This is a genomic window from Sneathiella glossodoripedis JCM 23214 (genome assembly GCF_000616095.1).
Classification (GTDB): Bacteria; Pseudomonadota; Alphaproteobacteria; order Sneathiellales; family Sneathiellaceae; genus Sneathiella; species Sneathiella glossodoripedis.
Window position 1 is genome coordinate 1,139,709 of record NZ_BAMS01000001.1, and the last position, 20,150, is coordinate 1,159,858.

18 protein-coding genes and 4 pseudogenes are annotated in these 20,150 nt (G+C 49.1%); 8 read left to right on the forward strand and 14 right to left on the reverse strand.

Features of this window, described 5'->3' with window-relative positions; genetic code table 11:
• Positions 1–3: 3 nt before the first annotated feature.
• The 3 genes from JCM23214_RS22170 to JCM23214_RS22180 are packed head-to-tail and all read right to left on the reverse strand — an operon-like array spanning position 4 to position 2,827.
• Positions 4–984: a hypothetical protein gene (locus JCM23214_RS22170; protein ID WP_051548039.1), complete on the reverse strand. Its 981-nt coding sequence runs from the start codon at positions 982–984 to the stop codon at positions 4–6.
• Positions 966–2,141, reverse strand: coding sequence for a hypothetical protein (locus tag JCM23214_RS22175; RefSeq protein ID WP_148301776.1), 1,176 nt, complete (start codon positions 2,139–2,141; stop codon positions 966–968). The genes JCM23214_RS22170 and JCM23214_RS22175 overlap by 19 nt, the downstream gene beginning before the upstream one ends.
• Entirely contained in the window at positions 2,105–2,827 is a 723-nt protein-coding gene (locus JCM23214_RS22180; protein ID WP_084264596.1) for a helicase-related protein, read from the reverse strand. Before JCM23214_RS22180 ends, JCM23214_RS22175 begins: the two co-directional genes overlap by 37 nt.
• A 380-nt stretch (positions 2,828–3,207) precedes the next feature.
• Between JCM23214_RS22180 and scpA the strand changes: the two are divergent.
• Positions 3,208–5,354: pseudogene (gene scpA / locus JCM23214_RS19300) on the forward strand (methylmalonyl-CoA mutase).
• A 61-nt stretch (positions 5,355–5,415) separates the two neighbouring features.
• Entirely contained in the window at positions 5,416–6,456 is a 1,041-nt protein-coding gene (locus JCM23214_RS05700; RefSeq protein ID WP_025898081.1) for a histone deacetylase family protein, read from the forward strand.
• Here JCM23214_RS05700 and cdd read toward each other — a convergent pair.
• Both cdd and JCM23214_RS19305 read right to left on the reverse strand, forming a co-directional pair.
• Entirely contained in the window at positions 6,453–6,863 is a 411-nt protein-coding gene (gene cdd / locus JCM23214_RS05705) for a cytidine deaminase (protein WP_025898082.1), read from the reverse strand. The genes JCM23214_RS05700 and cdd overlap by 4 nt on opposite strands.
• A 32-nt stretch (positions 6,864–6,895) precedes the next feature.
• A complete protein-coding gene (locus JCM23214_RS19305) occupies positions 6,896–7,897 on the reverse strand; it encodes a proline racemase family protein (RefSeq protein ID WP_199899334.1) in 1,002 nt (333 codons plus the stop codon).
• Between the two features lie 100 nt (positions 7,898–7,997).
• Between JCM23214_RS19305 and meaB the strand changes: the two genes are divergently transcribed.
• The gene (meaB, locus tag JCM23214_RS05715; protein ID WP_199899335.1) at positions 7,998–8,975 is read left to right on the forward strand and encodes a methylmalonyl Co-A mutase-associated GTPase MeaB; all 978 of its coding nucleotides are present in this window, start codon (positions 7,998–8,000) and stop codon (positions 8,973–8,975) included.
• A 141-nt stretch (positions 8,976–9,116) separates the two neighbouring features.
• The gene (gene rpmB / locus JCM23214_RS05720) at positions 9,117–9,401 is read left to right on the forward strand and encodes a 50S ribosomal protein L28 (protein WP_025898084.1); all 285 of its coding nucleotides are present in this window, start codon (positions 9,117–9,119) and stop codon (positions 9,399–9,401) included.
• 101 nt (positions 9,402–9,502) lie between these two features.
• On the opposite strand, the gene cobT is transcribed toward rpmB, so the two are convergent.
• The 4 genes and pseudogenes from cobT to JCM23214_RS26510 form a co-directional block, all read right to left on the reverse strand.
• Positions 9,503–11,368, reverse strand: a complete 1,866-nt coding sequence (gene cobT / locus JCM23214_RS05725; protein WP_037492604.1) for a cobaltochelatase subunit CobT — start codon at positions 11,366–11,368, stop codon at positions 9,503–9,505.
• A gap of 4 nt (positions 11,369–11,372) precedes the next feature.
• A pseudogene (gene cobS / locus JCM23214_RS19310) lies at positions 11,373–12,366 on the reverse strand (cobaltochelatase subunit CobS).
• A 42-nt stretch (positions 12,367–12,408) separates the two neighbouring features.
• Positions 12,409–13,008, reverse strand: a complete 600-nt coding sequence (locus JCM23214_RS05735; protein WP_025898088.1) for a J domain-containing protein — start codon at positions 13,006–13,008, stop codon at positions 12,409–12,411.
• 106 nt (positions 13,009–13,114) lie between these two features.
• Positions 13,115–13,416 (reverse strand): annotated as a pseudogene (locus JCM23214_RS26510) (helix-turn-helix domain-containing protein).
• A gap of 339 nt (positions 13,417–13,755) precedes the next feature.
• Here JCM23214_RS26510 and JCM23214_RS25295 point away from each other — a divergent pair.
• Positions 13,756–13,890 carry a BolA family protein gene (locus JCM23214_RS25295; protein WP_234397644.1) on the forward strand — a complete coding sequence of 45 codons (135 nt, stop codon included), beginning with the start codon at positions 13,756–13,758 and terminating at the stop codon, positions 13,888–13,890.
• A 2-nt stretch (positions 13,891–13,892) separates the two neighbouring features.
• Positions 13,893–14,015: a BolA/IbaG family iron-sulfur metabolism protein gene (locus JCM23214_RS26515; protein WP_199899337.1), complete on the forward strand. Its 123-nt coding sequence runs from the start codon at positions 13,893–13,895 to the stop codon at positions 14,013–14,015.
• 20 nt (positions 14,016–14,035) lie between these two features.
• Here JCM23214_RS26515 and JCM23214_RS05750 read toward each other — a convergent pair whose 3' ends face one another.
• From JCM23214_RS05750 to JCM23214_RS05765, 5 genes and pseudogenes are all read right to left on the reverse strand, one after another.
• On the reverse strand, positions 14,036–14,914 hold the full coding sequence (locus JCM23214_RS05750; protein ID WP_025898089.1) for an AEC family transporter: 879 nt from the start codon (positions 14,912–14,914) through the stop codon (positions 14,036–14,038).
• Between the two features lie 28 nt (positions 14,915–14,942).
• Positions 14,943–15,449, reverse strand: a complete 507-nt coding sequence (locus JCM23214_RS24060) for a transporter associated domain-containing protein (RefSeq protein ID WP_199899338.1) — start codon at positions 15,447–15,449, stop codon at positions 14,943–14,945.
• Positions 15,341–16,231, reverse strand: coding sequence for a CNNM domain-containing protein (locus JCM23214_RS24065; RefSeq protein ID WP_234397675.1), 891 nt, complete (start codon positions 16,229–16,231; stop codon positions 15,341–15,343). Before JCM23214_RS24065 ends, JCM23214_RS24060 begins: the two co-directional genes overlap by 109 nt.
• Positions 16,232–16,255: 24 nt before the next feature.
• Positions 16,256–17,387, reverse strand: a pseudogene (gene aroB, locus JCM23214_RS19330) (3-dehydroquinate synthase).
• 27 nt (positions 17,388–17,414) lie between these two features.
• Positions 17,415–17,999, reverse strand: coding sequence for a shikimate kinase (locus tag JCM23214_RS05765; RefSeq protein WP_037492607.1), 585 nt, complete (start codon positions 17,997–17,999; stop codon positions 17,415–17,417).
• 193 nt (positions 18,000–18,192) lie between these two features.
• Between JCM23214_RS05765 and JCM23214_RS24075 the strand changes: the two genes are divergently transcribed.
• Both JCM23214_RS24075 and JCM23214_RS05775 read left to right on the forward strand, forming a co-directional pair.
• Complete coding sequence (locus JCM23214_RS24075; RefSeq protein WP_199899342.1) at positions 18,193–18,333, forward strand: hypothetical protein; 141 nt, start codon at positions 18,193–18,195, stop codon at positions 18,331–18,333.
• On the forward strand, positions 18,314–20,149 hold the full coding sequence (locus JCM23214_RS05775; protein ID WP_025898091.1) for a hypothetical protein: 1,836 nt from the start codon (positions 18,314–18,316) through the stop codon (positions 20,147–20,149). The genes JCM23214_RS24075 and JCM23214_RS05775 overlap by 20 nt, the downstream gene beginning before the upstream one ends.
• Position 20,150: the final 1 nt, after the last annotated feature.

Below are 20,150 nucleotides of genomic sequence, written 5' to 3' on the forward strand. Positions count from 1 at the left end.
CAGCTACTTCGTTTTAAGGTTTTTCAAAACAGCAAAGGGCGAGTTGGGATCAAATGCAGGTTCTTTTTTGGGCTTGGCCGCTCGGCCGGATTTGCCCTCTGAATTCTTGTTATTGGCTTTTGCACCCTTATGTTTTCCAGCGCTGTTTTTTGGTCCTGCTTTTCGCTTTTTGAAGGAGGCCTTTTGATAGGTTACCTCATCGCCTTCACCTTTTGCGATATAGCCAAGTTGGTCAAGGATAAGCGCGAACTGTTCTTTAGTGGTACCCACCAGCGACAGCATCTCATGTGTCGGTTTGAAGGGTAGGTTTCTGGGAAGATCTTTCTTGCTTTTGGCATCCGCGGTTTTATCGCTCGCGGCCGTATCTTTGGATGCAGTGTCTGCTTCCTGCACTTCGCTTGCTTCTGCCGCTGTATCTGCAGGCGTATTTTCGCTAGCTTGCGGGGCTTCAGCTTCCGTTGCTTCTTCCGCTTCTTTTGGCGTTGGGGCCGGCATTTCAGACGGACTTGCGGATGTTTCTTCTTTGTCTGTCAAATTATCCGAAGCAGGTGCCGTTTGTTGGGTTTCATCCGCATTGTTTTCAGCTGTCGCATTGTTTTCCGCTGCCGCTGGATCGGTTTGTTTAACCGTTTCGGTTTCCAGCAAACCTCGTGATGCCCGTCGCAGCAAACCTGCCAAACGGTCGAGCATGTCCAGACGAACAGCCAGATTTTTAAACAATGCATAACCTGCGGTCAGGTAATATTCACGAGGCAGGCGCTCTGTAACTTCATAGGAAACCCGGCCCGGTGGCGGCGGGGCTGGTATCGTGTCACGCTCTTCATGAATTGCCCATAACAGGCAACGAAGCTGAGTTGGATCCGGCTTCAACAGAAGTGGCATAAAGACATGTTCGTAGCCAACTCTGAGCCCGCCAAATTTCAAGCGGCCAAAATCCTTCTTGTCCAAGGAACGAATCTGGTCGTTCAGTTTATAACGAGGCATTGCGCCCAGCGCTTCACTGACTGATACGCAATCCCGCGGGTGACACCTGTCAGGGGCAGGTCCGCCAGTTTGACCAAGGGGGCAAGACGCGTGGCGATTTCGTGACTGACCCAGTCGTTCAATCTTTTAGCTGCTGCCTCCATTGGCGCGCCATTAAGTTGTTCACTGGCTAGAAGGTTCACTTTGGGTTTAAGCACAGAATCGCCTTTTGATAGGCGGCCCACAGTCATCTCATTCCACAGGATTTCACCTGTTTCACTTAACGAGAAAGCGTCATCAGAAGATTGGGCCAGTTGTTGTGCACGTGAAGTGATTTCTTTCACAACGGCCTTGTTACCGATACTTTTAAGCGTACGTGCGTCATTACTGCCTGTAGAGAGGTCAGATGTAAAACGCAGACCTTTCAATGTGCCAATGAAATGCCCTTCGACCAGCACATCACCATTTTCGTTAATTTCAGCTTCCAATTGACTTCTGTCTTTCAGTTTTCGCACCAGCACAGCGGTGCGTCTATCCACAAATCTTTGCGTCAGACGCTCATGCAGGGCATCTGACAGGTTATCTTCTATTCTACGCGCGACCTCTTGCCAATGCTTATAATCGCTGACCCAGTCTTGCACATGGGAAATATAAGTCCAAGTGCGTGTATGGGCAATGCGTGTTGCAAGTGTGTCAATATCTCCGTCGGTTCGCTTCAGTTTTTCCAGATGACCCGCAATCCAGTCAGTTGGCAGCTTGCCCGAAGGGTTTTGCAAATTAATAAATATTTGTTTCAGTAATCTGACATGAACATCATGCATCGTTTTGCGAAAATCTGGAACCTGACATACCTGCCATAACTGACGAACACCGGCGCTACCTTGCGAATGTTTTTTTATATCGGGATCTTTGGCAAGGGTTAGGAGGGACTTATGATCGCTGGCTTCACGGGGTGATATCAAGCCCTTGGTTGGAGATGCTTTCTCCAGGCTCCGTAATAAATCACGAACTGTATGAAAATCCAGCGATCTGTTTCGCCAACGGATATGCTTCAGCGAGTCAAATGTGTGACTTTCGATGCGCTCAATCAGTTCTTCATCAAGGGGCTGGACGTTTGCGGTCACACCAAAACTGCCAGAATTCATGTGCCGTCCCGCCCGGCCTGCGATCTGTGCCATCTCAGTGGCATCGAGCTGCGTGTCATCGCGCCATCAAATTTATAGGTACTGGCAAATGCAACATGGTCGATATCCATGTTGAGGCCCATACCTATCGCGTCTGTCGCAACTAAATAGTCCACATCGCCTGATTGATACAATTCAACCTGAGCATTTCTGGTGCGCGGAGAAAGACTTCCCATAACGACAGCCGCCCCGCCCCTTTGGCGCCTCACCAACTCTGCCAGTGCATACACGTCATTGGTTGAGAAGGTCACGATTGCACTGCGCGACGGCAAGCGTGATATTTTTTTGGACCCTTTGTAGGTTAGCTCGGAGAATCGCTCTCGTTGCATGAATTTGGCGCGTGGGACCAGCTTCTGTATCCAGCCACGTATAATATTGGATCCCATGAACATGGTTTCGCGCGTGCCACGGGCGTGAAGCAGGCGGTCCGTGAATATATGCCCACGTTCCGGATCGGCCGCCAGTTGTATCTCATCAACTGCGAGAAATTCGAAACTGCGATTAACGGGCATGGCTTCAACGGTGCAAACGAAATAGGATGCCCGTTGCGGAGTGATCTTTTCTTCGCCTGTTACCAAGGCGACATTTGCAGCTCCCTTGATTGCGACAATCTTGTCATAAACCTCTCGTGCCAATAGGCGCAGTGGCAACCCGATGACACCGTCACTGTGGGCCATCATACGTTCCACCGCTAGATGCGTCTTGCCCGTATTTGTGGGGCCAAGCACAGCTGTTACGGGGCTGAAGTCGCTATGTGGAGTTTTCTGTGAAATGGTGACGTCACACTTGATTGTTACTGGGAATACTCTTGGAAGTTCACTCCAGACTGTGTGATAGCAATTTTTTACCCATCCGCAAAGCTGTGCGCTCTGAAAAAGGTAAATAAAATTGATTTCCCTTCTTAACCAAACGATTGTTAGCTTTATAAAGGTTTTTGGCGTATAATCTGCTCAAATAATTGACAGCAGGGCGCTTTACATCGTGTGTCTTCGGCTACCAAGAAATTGACAAGCCGGTGTGCTGCAGTGCAGTATTGCGCCAAAAACGAGGAAGTTGAGATATGAGCGAGTTTCCAAAACCCAGCCTGGATGCGTGGAAAGAAGTTGCTGCAAAGGAACTTCGTGGGCGGTCACTGGAAGACCTGACATGGAATACGCCTGAAGGTATTGCAGTAAAACCCTTGTATACAGCTGATGATGTTAAGGATTTACCGCTAGAAGAAGAGTTGCCAGGCTTCGCGCCGTTTAAGCGGGGGGTGAGGGCAACTATGTATGCGAACCGGCCTTGGACCATTCGTCAATATGCCGGATTTTCAACCGCTGAAGAATCAAATGCTTTTTATCGGCGTAATCTGGCTGCAGGTCAGAAAGGATTGTCAGTAGCATTCGATCTGGCAACACACCGTGGATATGACAGTGACCACCCAAGGGTTGTTGGTGATGTTGGTAAGGCAGGTGTGGCGATTGATTCTGTCGAGGATATGAAAATACTTTTCGATAGTATTCCACTTGATGAAATGTCCGTATCTATGACCATGAATGGTGCGGTGTTGCCTATTTTGGCTAATTACATTGTCGCCGCAGAAGAGCAGGGTGTGAGCCCGGATAAACTGTCCGGTACGATCCAGAATGATATTCTTAAAGAATTTATGGTTCGCAATACCTACATCTATCCTCCTGCACCAAGCATGCGGATCATTGGCGATATCATCGGATATACGTCCAAAAACATGCCACGCTTTAATTCCATCTCGATTTCCGGCTATCACATGCAGGAAGCGGGCGCTACACAGGTACAGGAATTGGCATTCACGATCGCAGATGGTCTTGAATATGCTCGGGCTGCAATGGCTTCTGGTCTGGAAATTGATGATTTCGCACCGCGACTTTCATTTTTCTTTGCCATCGGCATGAATTTTTTCATGGAAGTTGCCAAATTGCGAGCTGCTCGTGTTCTTTGGGCGCGCGTGATGAAGCAGTTTAATCCTAAAAAAGAGCAGTCTCTGATGCTCCGCACCCATTGCCAGACATCCGGGGTGAGCCTGACAGAGCAGGACCCATATAATAATGTCATCAGAACCGCCTATGAAGCGATGGCTGCCGCTTTGGGTGGCACACAAAGCTTGCATACCAATGCGTTGGACGAGGCGATAGCACTACCGACAGATTTCTCCGCACGGATTGCCCGTAACACTCAGCTTATTCTGGCAGAGGAGACAGGCGTTCCCAATGTAATCGATCCGCTTGGTGGCAGTTACTATGTTGAAAGTTTGACCAACTCCCTGATTGAAGAGGCATGGGCTCTTATTCAGGAAGTTGAAGAACTGGGTGGCATGACCAAAGCCGTTGAAAGTGGGATGCCGAAACTGCAGATTGAAGAATCTGCTGCCAGAAAACAGGCGCGCATCGATCGCGGCGAAGAAACGATTGTTGGTGTCAATAAATACGCGCTTGAAAAAGATGATAGCAATATCGAAATTCTGGACGTTGATAATACAGAAGTGTTGCGCCAACAGGTCGCACGCCTTGAAAAAATTCGCAGCACTCGAGATGAAGCGGCCTGTCAGGCGGCACTGGACGCACTCACTGAAGGGGCCGCAGGCTCTGCCAATCTTTTGGAATTGAGCGTCAATGCTGCCCGCGCACGTGCCACAGTTGGGAGATATCTGACGCTATGGAAAAAGTCTTCACAAGACACCGTGCCGAGATTAGGTCCATTTCAGGTGTTTATGGTTCGGCATATGAGGGCGATGCCGGATTTGAGCAGATTCAGAAGGATATTGAAACCTTCACACAGGAGCAGGGACGTCGTCCCAGAATGCTGGTTGTCAAGCTTGGGCAGGATGGCCACGATCGCGGAGCCAAGGTGATTGCGACTGCTTTTGCGGATATCGGCTTTGACGTGGATGTTGGACCATTGTTCCAGACACCTGCTGAAGCTGCCAAAGACGCGATCGAAAGCGACGTGCATGTAATTGGTATATCCTCACAAGCTGCAGGGCACAAAACACTGGTGCCGCAAATCATTGAGGAGCTGAAAGCACAGGGAGCGGACGATATTCTGGTTGTTTGCGGTGGTGTTATTCCAGCGCAGGATTATGACGCTCTGTATTCCGCTGGAGTGTCCGCCATTTATGGCCCCGGTACTAACATTCCGGCTGCGGCAGCAGAAGTTCTGGAATTGATTCGCAAACAACAGGCTGCTTGACGAAAGAGATCATTTCCTGCCCTTATAGTAAAAACACTCTCGACCATATACGAGGCAGGAAATGAAAATCGTCTTTAGCCCGGAACATGCCCGGCATCATCCGAAAACCTATATGAAAGCAGGCAGTTTTCACGAGCCACAGGAAGTGCCTGGGCGAGCTGAAGCGTTATATGCCGGCCTTTCAGAAAATGGTCATGAAATTGTGGAAGCCGTTGATTTCGGTCCCAAGCCGAGAGCAGCTGTGCATTCACCAGGATATCTGTATTTTCTGGAAACCATCCATCAGCGCTGGACAGAGGCTGGGATGGGAAATGAAGAAGTCCTGCCCAATATCCATCCGGGCCGATATATGCCAAACCTGCCAGAGGGGATTGTTGGTGAAGTTGGCTATTACACTACAGATATGTCTGCCCCGATCGGCTCGGAAACGTGGCATGCCAGCGTTGCTTCATCAAACGTTGCCTTGACTGCAACTGAACTTGTCTTGGATCAGTTGCCAGAAGCCGGGGTTGCTTATGCTTTGTGCCGGCCACCAGGGCATCACGCTTACAAAGATCAGGCGGGCGGGTTCTGTTTTCTGAATAATGTTGCAATTGCGGCCCAACACGCGCTGGGTTCCTTGCAACGGGTTGCCATTTTGGATGTGGATGTACATCACGGCAATGGGACGCAGGGAATTTTTTATCACCGAGATGACGTTTACACGATTTCTCTGCATTGTGATCCAAAGGATTATTATCCATTCTTTTCCGGTTATGCACATGAGCGCGGTGAAGGTCAGGGGGAGGGCTACAATCTTAATCTGCCCATTGAGAAGGATAGCGGTGATGCCGTATTTCTTGAAAAACTGAAGCAGGCCAAATCAGTATTGGAAGCTTATCAGCCTGACATGCTTTTTGTTGCACTGGGCCTTGATGCATTTGAAGGGGACCCGCTGGATGGACTGCGGGTCACGACCGAAGGGTTTGGCCGTATTGGCGCCAGTATCGCAGAACTGGGCTTTCCAACCGTACTTGTGCAGGAAGGGGGCTATAACCGCGATTATCTGGGAGCGAACATAGCCAGTTTCATTGGTGAATTTGAAGAGCGCTTTGGCAGTTAATAGTTGTCGAAACCATCTGGCAGCAGGTCTTTTACCGTGGTGGTAATGATGTTTCCATTATCACCATGGTAATGCACTTTGGTGTCACTTGTGGAAAATTCTGCCAGCACCTGCCGGCAGGCTCCACAAGGGGAGCAGTGAATTGTCACCCCTTCCGAATTGAAGTTGCTGACAAAGATTTCCTTGATTTTAAAGTCGGGTCCGAGTTCCGATACCGCCTTGCCCACCGCATTGCGTTCAGCGCAGACTGTCAGGCCTGACGATATGTTTTCCACGTTGCAGCCGTTAAACTGCTGGCCTTCGGTTGTTACAATAACAGCGCCAACAGAAAAGCCCGAATAGGGGGCGTGTGCATTTTTGGCAACGGCGTCAGCCTTGTCCTTCAGCATTCGCAAATTTGGCTCCATGTTCTGATCCCCCAGTTTCCTCGGTTGTTATTTCAGTAAAAATCCACCAGCGAGCAGATCATCCTCTTCATATATGAACTCACTGGATCCACAATAGTGGGCCCTTCCACCAACCTCAACTGTAACCGCAGGATAGGGGCCCACCTTAGTTGTCTGATGATTTTGCCGCTAAAGACTGCGTCAGTTAGGCTTTCAAACTGGTGCGTTTCACCGATTTTGGAAAGCTTTTTCGCAGCATTTAGCGCTAATCGAGCTGTAACGCCAGATCCTGTCGGGCTGCGGTCAACCTGCCCGTCTGCAAATACACACACATTGCGGCTGGGATTGCTTTCATTGCCAACGTGACCGTCAGTAAAAATAATGCCATACAGGTAGCCTAAATCCGCCTCTTCAGGATGTTCGATAGTGAGCTGTTCCTGTATCGCCTGTGAAAGTTCGGATGCTGTGCTGATCATTTGCTGAACTGAACTCGTGTGCAGGTCAATACCCAAGGATGAAGCGTCAAGGATCCCATAAAAGGCACCGCCATATGCGATGTCCAAACTGACAGGTCCAAACTCCGTCGTATTAACAATCTGATCCAAACGATAGGCAAAGGCGGGAACACTTTCAAAACGCACCGAGCCTGTTTTTTCCTCGCTCACCTCCACATGTGCCTGCACAAGGCCGCAGGGGCATTGAATGTTGATTTGCTGCACAGCATCCCCTGTTCTCTCCACCAATCCGTAGTCGATGGCATACCGACCAAGAGCAATGATGGCATGTCCGCACATGGTGCTATAGCCCTCGTTATGCATGAATATCACGCCAAAGTCGGCTTCCGGGTGATCTGCAGGAACGATTAGGGCGCCATACATGTCCTTATGACCACGGGGTTCAAACATCAAAAAACGACGATAGTGATCCGCCTCATCACGCAAATATCGCCGAGTGGCAAGAAGGTCTCCACTGTATAGATTTTCTATACCCTCAGTTACGATTCGGAGGGGCTCGCCGCCTGTGTGCATTTCAACAGTTTTGATGGATTGCTTCATCTGTGTTTCTCACTCTTTTCTCGGGAAAGCCCGATATTGGCTTGACGATGGCCTGCTATTTTTTCATACCCAAGGTATGACAAAAATAACAACAAGCAATATGCCGAATATTTCTGAAATCGCGGAGCGAATTCTGAAGGGGGACAGACGACGGCTGGCCCGCGCCATTACACTGGCGGAATCCATTCGCGGTGACCATCAGGAAGCGGCCCAGGAATTACTCAATAAATTAATGCCCCATACCGGAAAGTCAGTGCGGATCGGCATTTCCGGAACTCCGGGTGTTGGCAAATCAACATTTATTGAAGCTTTCGGGAAGTTTCTGACCGGCCTTGGGAAAAAGGTGGCGGTGCTCACTATTGATCCATCCTCAAAACGCACCGGAGGTTCCATTTTGGGCGATAAAACGCGAATGGAAGAGCTCTCTCGTGATCCCAATGCCTTTATTCGCCCATCACCGTCCGGCGGTTCACTCGGCGGGGTCGCTCGACGAACACGGGAAGTTATGCTCCTTTGTGAGGCTGCCGGGTTCGATGTCATTCTTGTTGAAACCGTAGGGGTTGGCCAAAGTGAAACAACGGTTGCAGACATGGTGGATCTGTTCATGCTGCTATTGGCGCCAGCGGGCGGAGATGAGTTGCAGGGCATCAAGCGAGGTGTCATGGAGCTCGCTGATATTATCGTAATTAACAAGGCGGATGGTGAACTGGTTCCTGTCGCGAAACGGGCCGCATCGGAATATCGCGGTGCTGTCGGGCTTATGCGTCCAAAGAGTAAAAATTGGACACCCAAGGTTCTCATGACCTCGGCCCTACAGAAAACCGGTATTGAAGAGCTGTGGCAGACGATAGAGGAATATACCAAAGCCAGAACCGTGGATGATGAGCTGGAATTGCAGCGTGCCAGTCAGGCGATTGCCTGGATGTGGTCTGAAATAGATGAATCACTGATGAATCATTTGAAAAAAGACGACAGGCTTTCGACAAAGCTGGCATCATTGGAGCGGGATGTTGAGCAGGGAAAAGTCAATCCAACCGCCGCTGCAAGGGAGGTTTTGGGCATTTTTCTGGGTAAATAACCTGCTTTGGAAAATTCCGACCCTTGATTGGAACTTTTTTGGTCGAATAGACTTGACGGATGCTGCCCTATTCCTTAAAAGCCGTCTTCACGACCGGCTGTGACGCCGGTATTTTGTTTTATTATTCTAATGAGGTGCGCTATGGCCCGTCGTTGTGAATTGACAGGTAAAGGTGTTCAGGCCGGCAACAATGTCAGCCATGCCCACAATAAATCTCGTCGTCGTTTTTTGCCTAACGTGCAGGACGTGCGTTTGATGTCAGAAGCCCTCGGCCGCTCCTTCAATCTGAAAGTGTCTGCGGCTGCTCTTCGCTCAGTTGAGCATAACGGAGGTCTTGACAACTTTTTGCTGAAAGCTCGTGACGAGAATCTGTCATTGCAGGCTCGTCGTGTTAAGCGCGAAGTCAAGAGAGCCGCTGCCGCATAAAGTTGCGAGCGTGCTAGCTAAAAAATAAGCGAGTGAGCTAAACAGCCACTCGCTTTTTTTATGGTTTTACCGGAACCGGTTTAAGTCGATCTAACTAAAAATTACCACTTGTCCGCGGATTTGCGTGTGGGGCGTTTTTCGTCAAACAGATCTGCCAGTTGTTCCATCATCACGCCGCCAAGCTGTTCAGCATCAATGATGGTTACGGCCTGTTGGTAATAACGCGTTACATCATGACCAATACCGATGGCGATCAGCTCCACAGGGGAGCGATTTTCGATCCAGCTAATGACATCACGCAAATGTTTGTCCAGATAATTGCCCGGGTTTACGGACAGGGTGCTATCATCGACCGGTGCGCCATCAGAGATAACCATCAGGATACGACGCTGCTCTGGCCTGCCAAGTAGGCGATTATGTGCCCACAGGAGACCTTCGCCGTCGATATTTTCCTTTAATAATCCCTCTTTCAGCATAAGGCCCAGCGATTGCCGTGACCGGCGATAGGGATGATCGGCGGGCTTGTATATGATGTGGCGCAGATCATTTAGCCGACCTGGATTGGCGCTCTTACCCTCTTCAAGCCATTTCTCACGAGATTGGCCACCCTTCCATGCTCGCGTCGTGAAGCCAAGGATCTCTACCTTCACGGCGCAACGCTCAAGAGTTCGTGCCAGAATATCCGCAGAAATTGCAGCAATTGATATTGGGCGACCGCGCATGGATCCGGAATTATCAATCAGCAAGGTCACAACAGTATCGCGAAACTCTATATCATCTTCCTGCTTGAAAGACAGAGGCAGCAACGGATCTGCAACGACGCGAGAGAGGCGCGCTGCATCCAGAATTCCCTCTTCAAGGTCAAATGACCAAGTTCGGTTCTGTTGCGCTTGCAACTTGCGCTGCAGGCGGTTAGCCAAGCGGCTGACAAGGCTATGCATACTGTCAAGTTGTTGGTCCAACTGCTGACGCAAGCGGCTTAGCTCTTCAGCCTCAGCCAGATCGTTGGCTTCGACTATTTCATCGAATTCCGTTGTGAAAGGCTTATAGGCAGGGCCTTCAAGAAAGTTTCTGAAGTCATCAGGATAGGATGCTTTTCGCTCTTTACCGGCTTCATCACCAGAGCTTGCCGCGTCCTGTTCAATGGATTCGCTGGCTTCAGTTTCAGAGCTGTCCTCACCGGACCCTTCCTGTGCAGACGCTTCCTCTGCTGCGCTGGCGTCCTGCGCTTCATCTTCGCCCTCAGCACCGCTGCTTTCAGCTTCTGGCTCCTGCTCACCATCTTCCCCGTCATTTTCGGAGTCGTCCTGAGTATCGGTTCCATCGGCATCATCAAACAGGTCCAGATCTTTCAAAAGCTGGCGGGTGGCTTTTGCAAAATCTTCCTGATTTGTTGCGGCTTCAATCAGAGCGTCGAAGTCGTCACCGCCTTTGGTTTCAAGCTCTTTCCGCCAAAGGTCGACCATATTTGCCGCACTGGCGGGTGACGGTGTGCCTGTCAGTTTTTCGCGGATCAGCAGACCCAGTACCTCTGAAATAGGGGCATCAGCCTTATCGTATACGCGATCAAAGCCCATGTCCTTGCAGTGTTGGTCCAATTGGCGATACAGGTTGTCTGCCACACCCTGCATCCGATTGGCGCCAAGGCTTTCCACGCGGGCCTGTTCAATAGCGTCAAACACTGATTTGGCGTCGCTGCCCTGCGGAACCATGCGGCTGTGAACGCTATCATCGTGATATCGTTTTCGAAGAGCAAGGCTGTCTGATTGTCCGCGGATTTTGTGAATATCTTCAACCGGCAAGTCTCTTGCCGGATTAGATAGGCGCGCTCGTTCGCCGCTTATTCCGGGTTGATCTGGGCCATAGGTGACTGTGAGCTCCTTCTCTTGCGAGATGGCTCTCATGGTGGAGGTAACCGCACGCTTGAACTGATCGCTTGCGCTTTCCTTGTTCTTTGACAGTGACACCGATTTACACCGTAATGTTTGCCGCAGATTCGGGAAGTTCTACACCAAAGCTGCGCTGGTAATATTCAGCAACAACAGGGCGTTCCATTTCATCACATTTATTTAGGAAGGTGACGCGAAATGCAAAGGCCACATCACCAAAAATTTCTGCATTTTCAGCCCAAGTGATAACTGACCTGGGCTCATGACCGTTGAAATGTCGCCACCAATAAATCCGGATCGCGTCAAATCGGCACAAGCGATCATATTCTGAATAGTTCTGCGACCATCTTCAGTATCGTAGCTTGGCAATTTGGACAGGACGATCTTTGTCTCCGCCTCTTCGGGCAGGTAATTCAGCGTTGTTACAATGTTCCAGCGGTCCATCTGCCCCTGATTGAGTTGCTGGGTGCCGTGATACAGGCCAGTGGTGTCGCCAAGACCGACAGTGTTTGTCGTTGCAAAGAGACGAAAGGCCGGATGCGGGCGAATGACCCGGTTCTGATCGAGAAGTGTAAGCTTTCCTTCAACCTCCAGAACGCGCTGAATAACAAACATAACGTCAGGGCGTCCCGCGTCATATTCGTCGAAAACAATCGCAGTCGGTGATTGCAGCGCCCACGGCAGGATACCCTCGCGAAACTCGGTGACCTGCTTTCCATCGCGCAGGACAATTGCGTCCTTGCCAACAAGGTCAATTCTAGACACATGGCTGTCGAGGTTAATCCTTACACAAGGCCAGTTCAGTCGCGCGGCAACCTGTTCGATATGAGTTGATTTACCTGTTCCATGATATCCCTGAACCATAACACGGCGGTTAAAAGCAAAGCTGCAAGGATTGCCATGGTGGTGTCATGATCAAAAACATAGGTTGGATCCAAATCCGGAACCAGTTCCGTCGCTTGACTGAAGGCAGGTACCTCAAGGTCGGAATCCAGTCCAAAAACTTCACGGACTGAAATCTTTGTGTCAGGCATATTAATTTCCGGTGCCCCACCGGCGAGTTCTAATGGCGTCATGATTGTCCCGTATACTAACGTGTTCTTATATTTATGGTGCTTTTAACCCGGAGTGCAAGACAGAAGGTGAGTGTAGGCCTGATTGATGTTTTTTAATATTTCTTCGGCCTGCTTATCTCCCCCCCGGATATCTGGGTGAAATTTCTTTGCGAGTTCATTTCGACGTTTTTTGATCTCACTGATGCTACATCCTGGTTTCAAGTTCAATGTGGCTAGGGCTTGCTTATGGGCTTCATCGATAAAGCTGGCGTCTTTGCCGGTTTGAGACTTGCGTGAATTTTTCTTGGAAAATTTTCCAAATTCACCGTCTTTCTGGAATTCAAAAGGATCGTCGTAGCGAAAGTCAGCCTTTGGCCTACCGGTGCGAGCACCCAGTTGCCAAGTTGGGCGATGCCCGGTTATGTCTTCGTCCTTGTATTTCAGGACTTCGTCATCCGACATGCCATCGAAAAAGTTCCACTTCTTGTTGAACTCTCGAATATGTTTCAGACAAAACCACTGATAGTCATCGGGAGAGCCACGGTCGAGCATGCGCGATTTAGGGGCCTTGTATTCCCCGACCTCCTCACAGCTTTCATGTGCACAACCTCTATGGGTGCCCGATTGGCCATCTTCGATATCTGACAGTCGTCCTTTTCTCATGCCATATTCTATCGCTTTTTACGGAAGCGTGGCAAGGCTCTCGGTGCGATGACGAGAAGAAAATTAGCTGGTATCTTCCCCTTCAGTTTACGTCCCGAAGTCAGGTTTAGTCGTTTGCCGTTTCCGCAAGTGTGCGGGCCAGATGACTTAACGCATCCTGATGACGTTCATTTACGATGTTTGAAAAGTTACGTGCCATTTCGAGACACATTCTCTGTCGTGGAGAGATTTCTTCAGATTTGGTTTCTGAAAGACCCTCAAAAAAATAGTTTATTGGAACATTTAGAGCGGCAGCAATGCTGTAAAGTCGGCCCGCGGAAATCCGGTTTATGCCTCGTTCATACTTATGGGCTTGTTGATAGGTGACCCCGATTAGCTCGCCATTTCCTGTTGTGTGTAGCCCATCATGATGCGACGTTCACGGATTCTATCGCCCACATGCTTATCTATTTGACGAATGTGGAGGTTTTCATTTACGGGCGTGTCTGTGTCGGGTAGTTTCGCCACATTCTTGCGTACATTTGTATAAACAGTCATGGTAATCTCCAACAAGGTGGGTGGACATCAATACCTTTACTACGCTCTACATATGATTAAGTTAATATACGTTAGTATTAATTATTTATCACTGCAACTTATATTTTTTATTGGTTGATGATTTATGACCTCAAGTTGCAATCGAAAACTGAAAAATGATGTTTGAATCTCAACTAGGGATTCATTTGTAATTGGAATATAAGAGAGAAAATGCGTGCAGCCGAAAAAATTAAGGATAAACTCGTTATTGAATTCGCTCCTGAAGCGATAGAGGTAATAGACGAGTCTCATTTACACGCAGGACATGCGGGCGCCCAGGTGGGGGAGAAAGCCATTTTAAAGTAAAAATGGTTTCTGAAAAATTTTCCGGATTGTCGCGTGTTTCTATGCAACGTCTTGTACATCAAGCACTTAGCGAAGAATTGAAGAGCCATATCCATGCGTTGTCACTGGATTTGAAGGCTCCGTAGCGGATCATTTTTCCTGCTATTTACGGCAACACATATAACAAAAGTAGTGGCATGGTCGCAAATGAGAGCGCCGTGGAAATCAGGATTGAGCCCGCAATTTCACCTGGTGCGCGATTATATCGAAGCGAAAACAGATAATTGAAAACCGCAACTGGCATGGTGCATTCGATAATAATCACACCTCTTGCCGCGCCTTCCTGGCCAAATAGAGTAGCTAGGCTTACGCCTACAGCAAAGCCCATCAGCAGTCTGATGACAGACATTTGGGTGGCAACCTTCAAATGCTGAACAGACAGGTTTGCAAGGCTAACCCCCAATGCCATCAGCATGAGCGGAATTGTGAACCCCCCTAACAAATCAGTGGTATCTACCAGCCATTTGGGCAGGGGAACTTCAGCTGTCTGAACGGCAAGTGCGATTAGTACGGCGTATAGCAGGGGAGTTTTAAGGAGTTGGGTGACAGATGTGGAGCCTGAAGATAGCCAGACCCCAAGGGTAAATTGCAAAATCGCATATGTGGCAAAAAAGGCGAGTGAGAGGGCGAGACCTTCTTCGCCAAAGGCGAACAGGCAAAGAGGAACGCCCATATTGCCAGTATTGGGGAACATCAATGCGGGAAGAAAGTCTCTGTATTCAAGCTTCATCACTTTCAGAATGATAAAGCCCAAAACCATAAAGGTCAGAAGCGACACAAGCGCTATGAAGCCAAATTCCAGAAATTTCGAAAGACCGCTTTCCAATTGCACCAGTGTGCTGAATATCAACATAGGTGCACCGATATTGGTGACCAGTCCGGTGACGGTTTCCATGTGAAAATCGCGGCCCCGTTTGGCCCATATGAAGCCGAGGCCAGCGCAAATAAACACCGGCGCAATGATATTGAACAGTATTTCGTACATAAATTATTCCGAGTGCCTAAATGACGTGTCAGGCTTCATCTTCTGTTTCCAGGCGGGTAATCTTCAGTTCCGTAACCTGATTTCTCTCTTTTTTCAAGATATCAAACTGGAAGCCGAAGAAGGTAAAGGCCTGCCCTTCATCGGGGATAATTTTTGCTTCGCTAATTACGAGGCCAGCAATCGTTGCTGCTTCCTCGTCAGGTAGGGACCAGTTACATTTTCTGTTGAGGTCGCGAATAGTAACGGTTCCTTTTGTAATCACCTGATCTTCTTCGATGATTTCAACACCAGCAAGGTCGATATCATGCTCATCGGATATCTCACCGACAATTTCTTCCAGAATATCTTCGAGCGTTACCAGCCCCATCAGGGCGCCATATTCATCAACAACCAGGGCAAAATGTGCGTGTCGCTCCAAAAAAGCATTTAGCTGGTTTCTGAGTGTCGTTGTTTCCGGAACGAAATAGGGATCGGATGCAATTTGATCGATCGTGAGGTTCGAATAGTCGCCATGCAGGGGAATAACAGCCCGCAACAGATCCTTTGCGTGGATGACACCAACAATATTTTCAGGATCATCCCGCCATAAGGCAGGCGTGTGTAAGGGCTTTTTAAAACCTGTTCGATAATTTCGGATATTGGCTTGTTTCCATCAACAGTTTCGACATTTTTGCGATGGATCATAATTTCTGACAGATCAACTTCATCCATATCCAGAATGGTATCGAGCATGTATTTTTCATGCATGATAATGCCGGCATCTTCGGAATGCAGATCGATGGCGCCTCTGAGCTCATCCTGCGCCGCATCCGAGAGTACATCCGGGTCTTCGTCCTGTTGCTTGACGCCAAATATTCTAAGGGTCGCATCCACGACAGCATTCACCCCCATCACCATTGGTGCCAGAAGAAACACAATGGGGGTGAGTACCGGTGCGACAAATCTGGCGACCTGTATGGGGCGGCGCAAAGCGTAGGTTTTTGGGAGTACCTCTGAAAATATCAGAATAAGTGCGGTCATGATCAGTGTCGCGTAAGCAACACCAACGTCACCGAAAAGCGTGATCAACAAGCTGGTCGCAAGTGCTGATGCCAAGATGTTGACCAGATTATTTCCAAGCAATATTGCGCTAATAAGCTTGGTTTTTTTGTCCCGTAATCTGTTTACCGTGCCGGCACGATGGTCGCCCGCCTGCTCCATCTGGTGCAAACGTGCGCGTGATGCACCCGTAAGCGCTGTTTCAGACCCTGAAAAGAAACCGGAAAAAGCCAGCAGGCACACGATGCCTGACAGCGTTAAAATAAATTCTAGGTCCATTTCTGGCACGGTTGTTCCTCGATATTAGCTTTGAGTGAATTTCTGAAGTGATAAAAGAATATCAGATTTCTCTACATCCTGTGTGATAAATGCGTCGCCTATGGCTTTCATCAAAATGAAGGTCAGCTTACCCTGATCAACTTTCTTGTCCTGATACATATGGGCATAGAGTGACTCAGCTTTCCACTGAACGCCTGAAATTTCGGGCAGCTGGCTTAGAAGCCCCGTTTTCTTATAATGATTTTCAACCCTGCCAATGTCCTGTCTATCAAGGAGCCCAAGACGTTCAGAGAGTTCCATCGCCATTAGCATTCCGACGGCAACGGCTTCACCATGCACTAACTCCCCCCTGTAACCCGCTTCAGCTTCGAGGGCGTGACCGAATGTATGGCCAAGGTTCAAAAGCCCTTACTCCTTTTTCGTGCTCGTCCTTCGTTACGATGTCAGCTTTTGCCTGAACGCTGCGTCTGACAGCTTCAATTCGGGCATTTGTATCTCCCTCTACAAGTGCTTCGCCGTTTGCTTCCAGCCACTCAAAGAAGTCGAAATCGCCCAGCAGCGCATATTTAACGACTTCCGCGTAACCTGCTAGCAAATCCCGTTTTGGCAGGGTTTCAAGGCTTGATACATCCGCGAGTACGAGGGCAGGCTGATTAAAGGCCCCGACCAAATTCTTTCCATGGCGTGTGTTGATACCTGTTTTCCCGCCAACAGAGCTGTCCACTTGCGATAGAAGAGTTGTCGGGATCTGAATGAAGCGGATACCCCGTTTATAGGTGGCGGCTACAAATCCGGTCAGATCCCCAATGACACCGCCGCCCAGTGCAATGAGGGTTTCATCTCTTCCAAACTGATGGGTGAGCAGGAGGTCTATGAGTTCTTCATAGTGTTTGAAACTTTTGGTCTGCTCACCTGCAGGGACGGCGAAGACAACAGCTTCCAATCCAGCTTTTTCCAATGAAGACTGAAGAGAGGTTAAATGAATTTGTCCGACTCTCTCATCGGTAATAATGGCGACGCGTGGCTTTTGGATATGATCCTTGATCAACTCACCCGCGCGGCTGATGAGCTGCTCGCCAATGAGGATATCGTAAGACCTGTCGCCAAGCGGGACCGTTACTTTCTGATCTGATGTCAGAGAATTTGAAGATGTCATTTCAAAGCAGCTTTATATGTGATCATTTCAGGATTGGATGGCGGCTTTGGTATCCGTATGGGATTGCAACGCCTTAACAATTCGTTGAACAACATGCTCGTGAGGGCCATCGTTGCTATCCACTACGATATCCGCTTCACTGTAGACAGGGTATCTTTTTGTCATCAGGTCATTGAGTATTTGCCGAGGATCACCTGTTTTTAACAGAGGGCGGGTATTTCGTTTAAGGCACCTCTTAAGCAGGGTTTCCAGATCGGCTCTTAACCAGACCGAACAGGCTCGCTCGCGTATAAGGCTGCGGGTTTCGTCATCCATATAGGCGCCGCCTCCGGTCGCCAGAACATGTTGCGGTCCATCCAGCAGGCGCGCAATTACTTTACGCTCGCCGTCGCGAAAGGCGTCCTCTCCATGACGTTCAAAAAATTCAGGAACTGTCAGGTTGGAGGCAGTTTCAATCTCTGTATCGGCGTCTTTGAAGGGCAAGTCCAAATATGTGGCCAAGCGACGTCCGACCGAGCTTTTTCCAGCGCCCATCAATCCCACAAGTACAATTGTTCTATCGCCAATTCCAGGCATCACAGATATGCCCGGAGCGTTACCACCAAGTGTCATTCTCTTACTTTTCAATTCTCTAACAGCCGGCTAGACCGTATCCACCAGTTAGGCAGTTGCAGATTAACTTCAAGGCTGCTAGTTCTTGTAGCCAAATTTATGCCATAATCGCAGCTTAGCAAAACAAATAGCAAGGATATTTAAGCTAAATATCCACTGAATTCCGTTCGTATCAGGGGTGTGACAGGAAAATATGTCTAAATTTTCGCTCTTTCTTCTCTTTTTGATTGCAGCAATCGTTGTGGGAGGAGGCGTTTTTCTCTCTGCCTGGGATATTCCTGCACCTACAGTTCCGGTCGAAAGGGTGATCCCCAATGATCAGTTCCCTAAATAAGCTGCTAACCGCCGGCCTCCTTTTTCCCGTCATTCTTTCGCTTGAAGTAGTTGCGCAGGAAAAGCCTCGATCTCTGGTCCCGTCATTTATTGAAAGCCAGTCAGACCAGCCGTTGCAGACAAAAACTCCTGATAATGCTGTTCCCGCCGAAAAGCGTGAACCAGCTACCGATTTATTCAAAACGCCAGCGAAAGAAAACACGGGAGATCTGCAGATCCAATCATTAGGGGCGCTCCATCCAGCATCGATTGATGTTCATCAGGATGTGAGTGACGCACTGGGAGGGAATCTTTGGGATGGACTTCAAGGTGAGCTGGTTCTGGATTTGCTCGAGAAAATTGAGGCGCCTGTTCAATCCCCCTCGCTCATGAACATTTACACCCGGCTTCTTTTTAGCGGATCAACCATTCCCGATGCATCTGCCGTCGGCGACAGAATCCTGAAGCTGCGGATAAACAGACTTGTTGAGAATGGTTTTTTCAATGCGGCCGCACGATATTTTGATCGCTTGCCATCCACGGCATATGATGACGAGTTGCGTGCGTTGAAAGCACGCTTGATGCTGCTCGATGGGCGGGAGAAAGCAGCATGTGATGACGGTGAGATAACCAGAGTGCAAAGTGTTGTAGGATTTTGGGCCAAATTGGATGTTTTCTGCCGCCTGACCAAAGGCGAATATGTCAAGGCGGAGTTGGGAGCAGCACTTTATGAGGAAAGTGGTAACAATGACCCCCTTTTTCAAACGCTTGTGGCGGTTTTAATTGGGAGCCCGATTGAATTACCGGAAAACAATCAGCCATTGGATGCGGTTCATTTTGCACTGTTAAAACTGGTCGGCGGTGATTTTCCAGACTGGGCGTTACGCTCTGCCACACCTGCTGTTGTAGCAGCGCTGGCAAGACAGGTTTCCAAGGTTAAAGCCGGGGGAGCTGAGTTGCTATTGCATGAACTTTCCTATGGTAGAGACGTAGAGTTAGAGCAGATGCTGGCAATTTCAGATCGACCAGTCAGCAGAGTGCCAGTGCCGCCCAAGAGCAAGGACGAACCCTCATCACAAGAGCCGCTTGATGCTAAACCTGATTATGCGGAGATTCTAAAGGTAATAGCCCAAAGTCCATTGGCTGAAGACAAGGCAAATGGTTTGTTGTCCTTGTGGACCGCCGCTGCGAATGCCGGCGATTATTTTGCCGTATCGCGATTGTCACTAAGTATTCTGGAAGCGTTGCCAGTGGGTCCGTACGGACAGGAATTCAATCGTCACGCTATCGGAATTCTGCTGTTGAATGATCGGAGTGATCTTTCCAGACAATGGGAGAGGATTGCACGCAGAGCGGCTATTCAAGGAACGCCAGAAGAACGACTGGCGGCCAGAAAAGACATCTTGCGTCTGGATACCATCATTTTGCTTGCCGGGATTGACGGCATTGCCCGCTGGAATGCTGCGAGTTTTGAAAATTGGCTTCGGTTGATGGAAGGTGATCAGTCTATCGGCCGCAAAGGCACTTTTTTACTGACAATCATGGAGGTTCTTGGGTATTCCGTAAGTGAAGCTGACTGGGACAGGCTGCTTTCCGTCGCTCATAAAAATGCGCTTTCATACAGTAATCATGCTTTTGAAAATGCACTGATCATGGCGGCAACAAAAAGGCAGAAAGGTAAAACGATTGCGCTTAGTCTGCTGGCCACTGGTACTGTGGATATGACAGAGGTCTCTTTGACCACATTGCGGGCAGTCACGACAGCGTTAATTGCGATTGGCAGGGAGGCTGATGCCCGTAAACTGGCGTTGGAGGCAGCAATATTGATGGATCTATAGG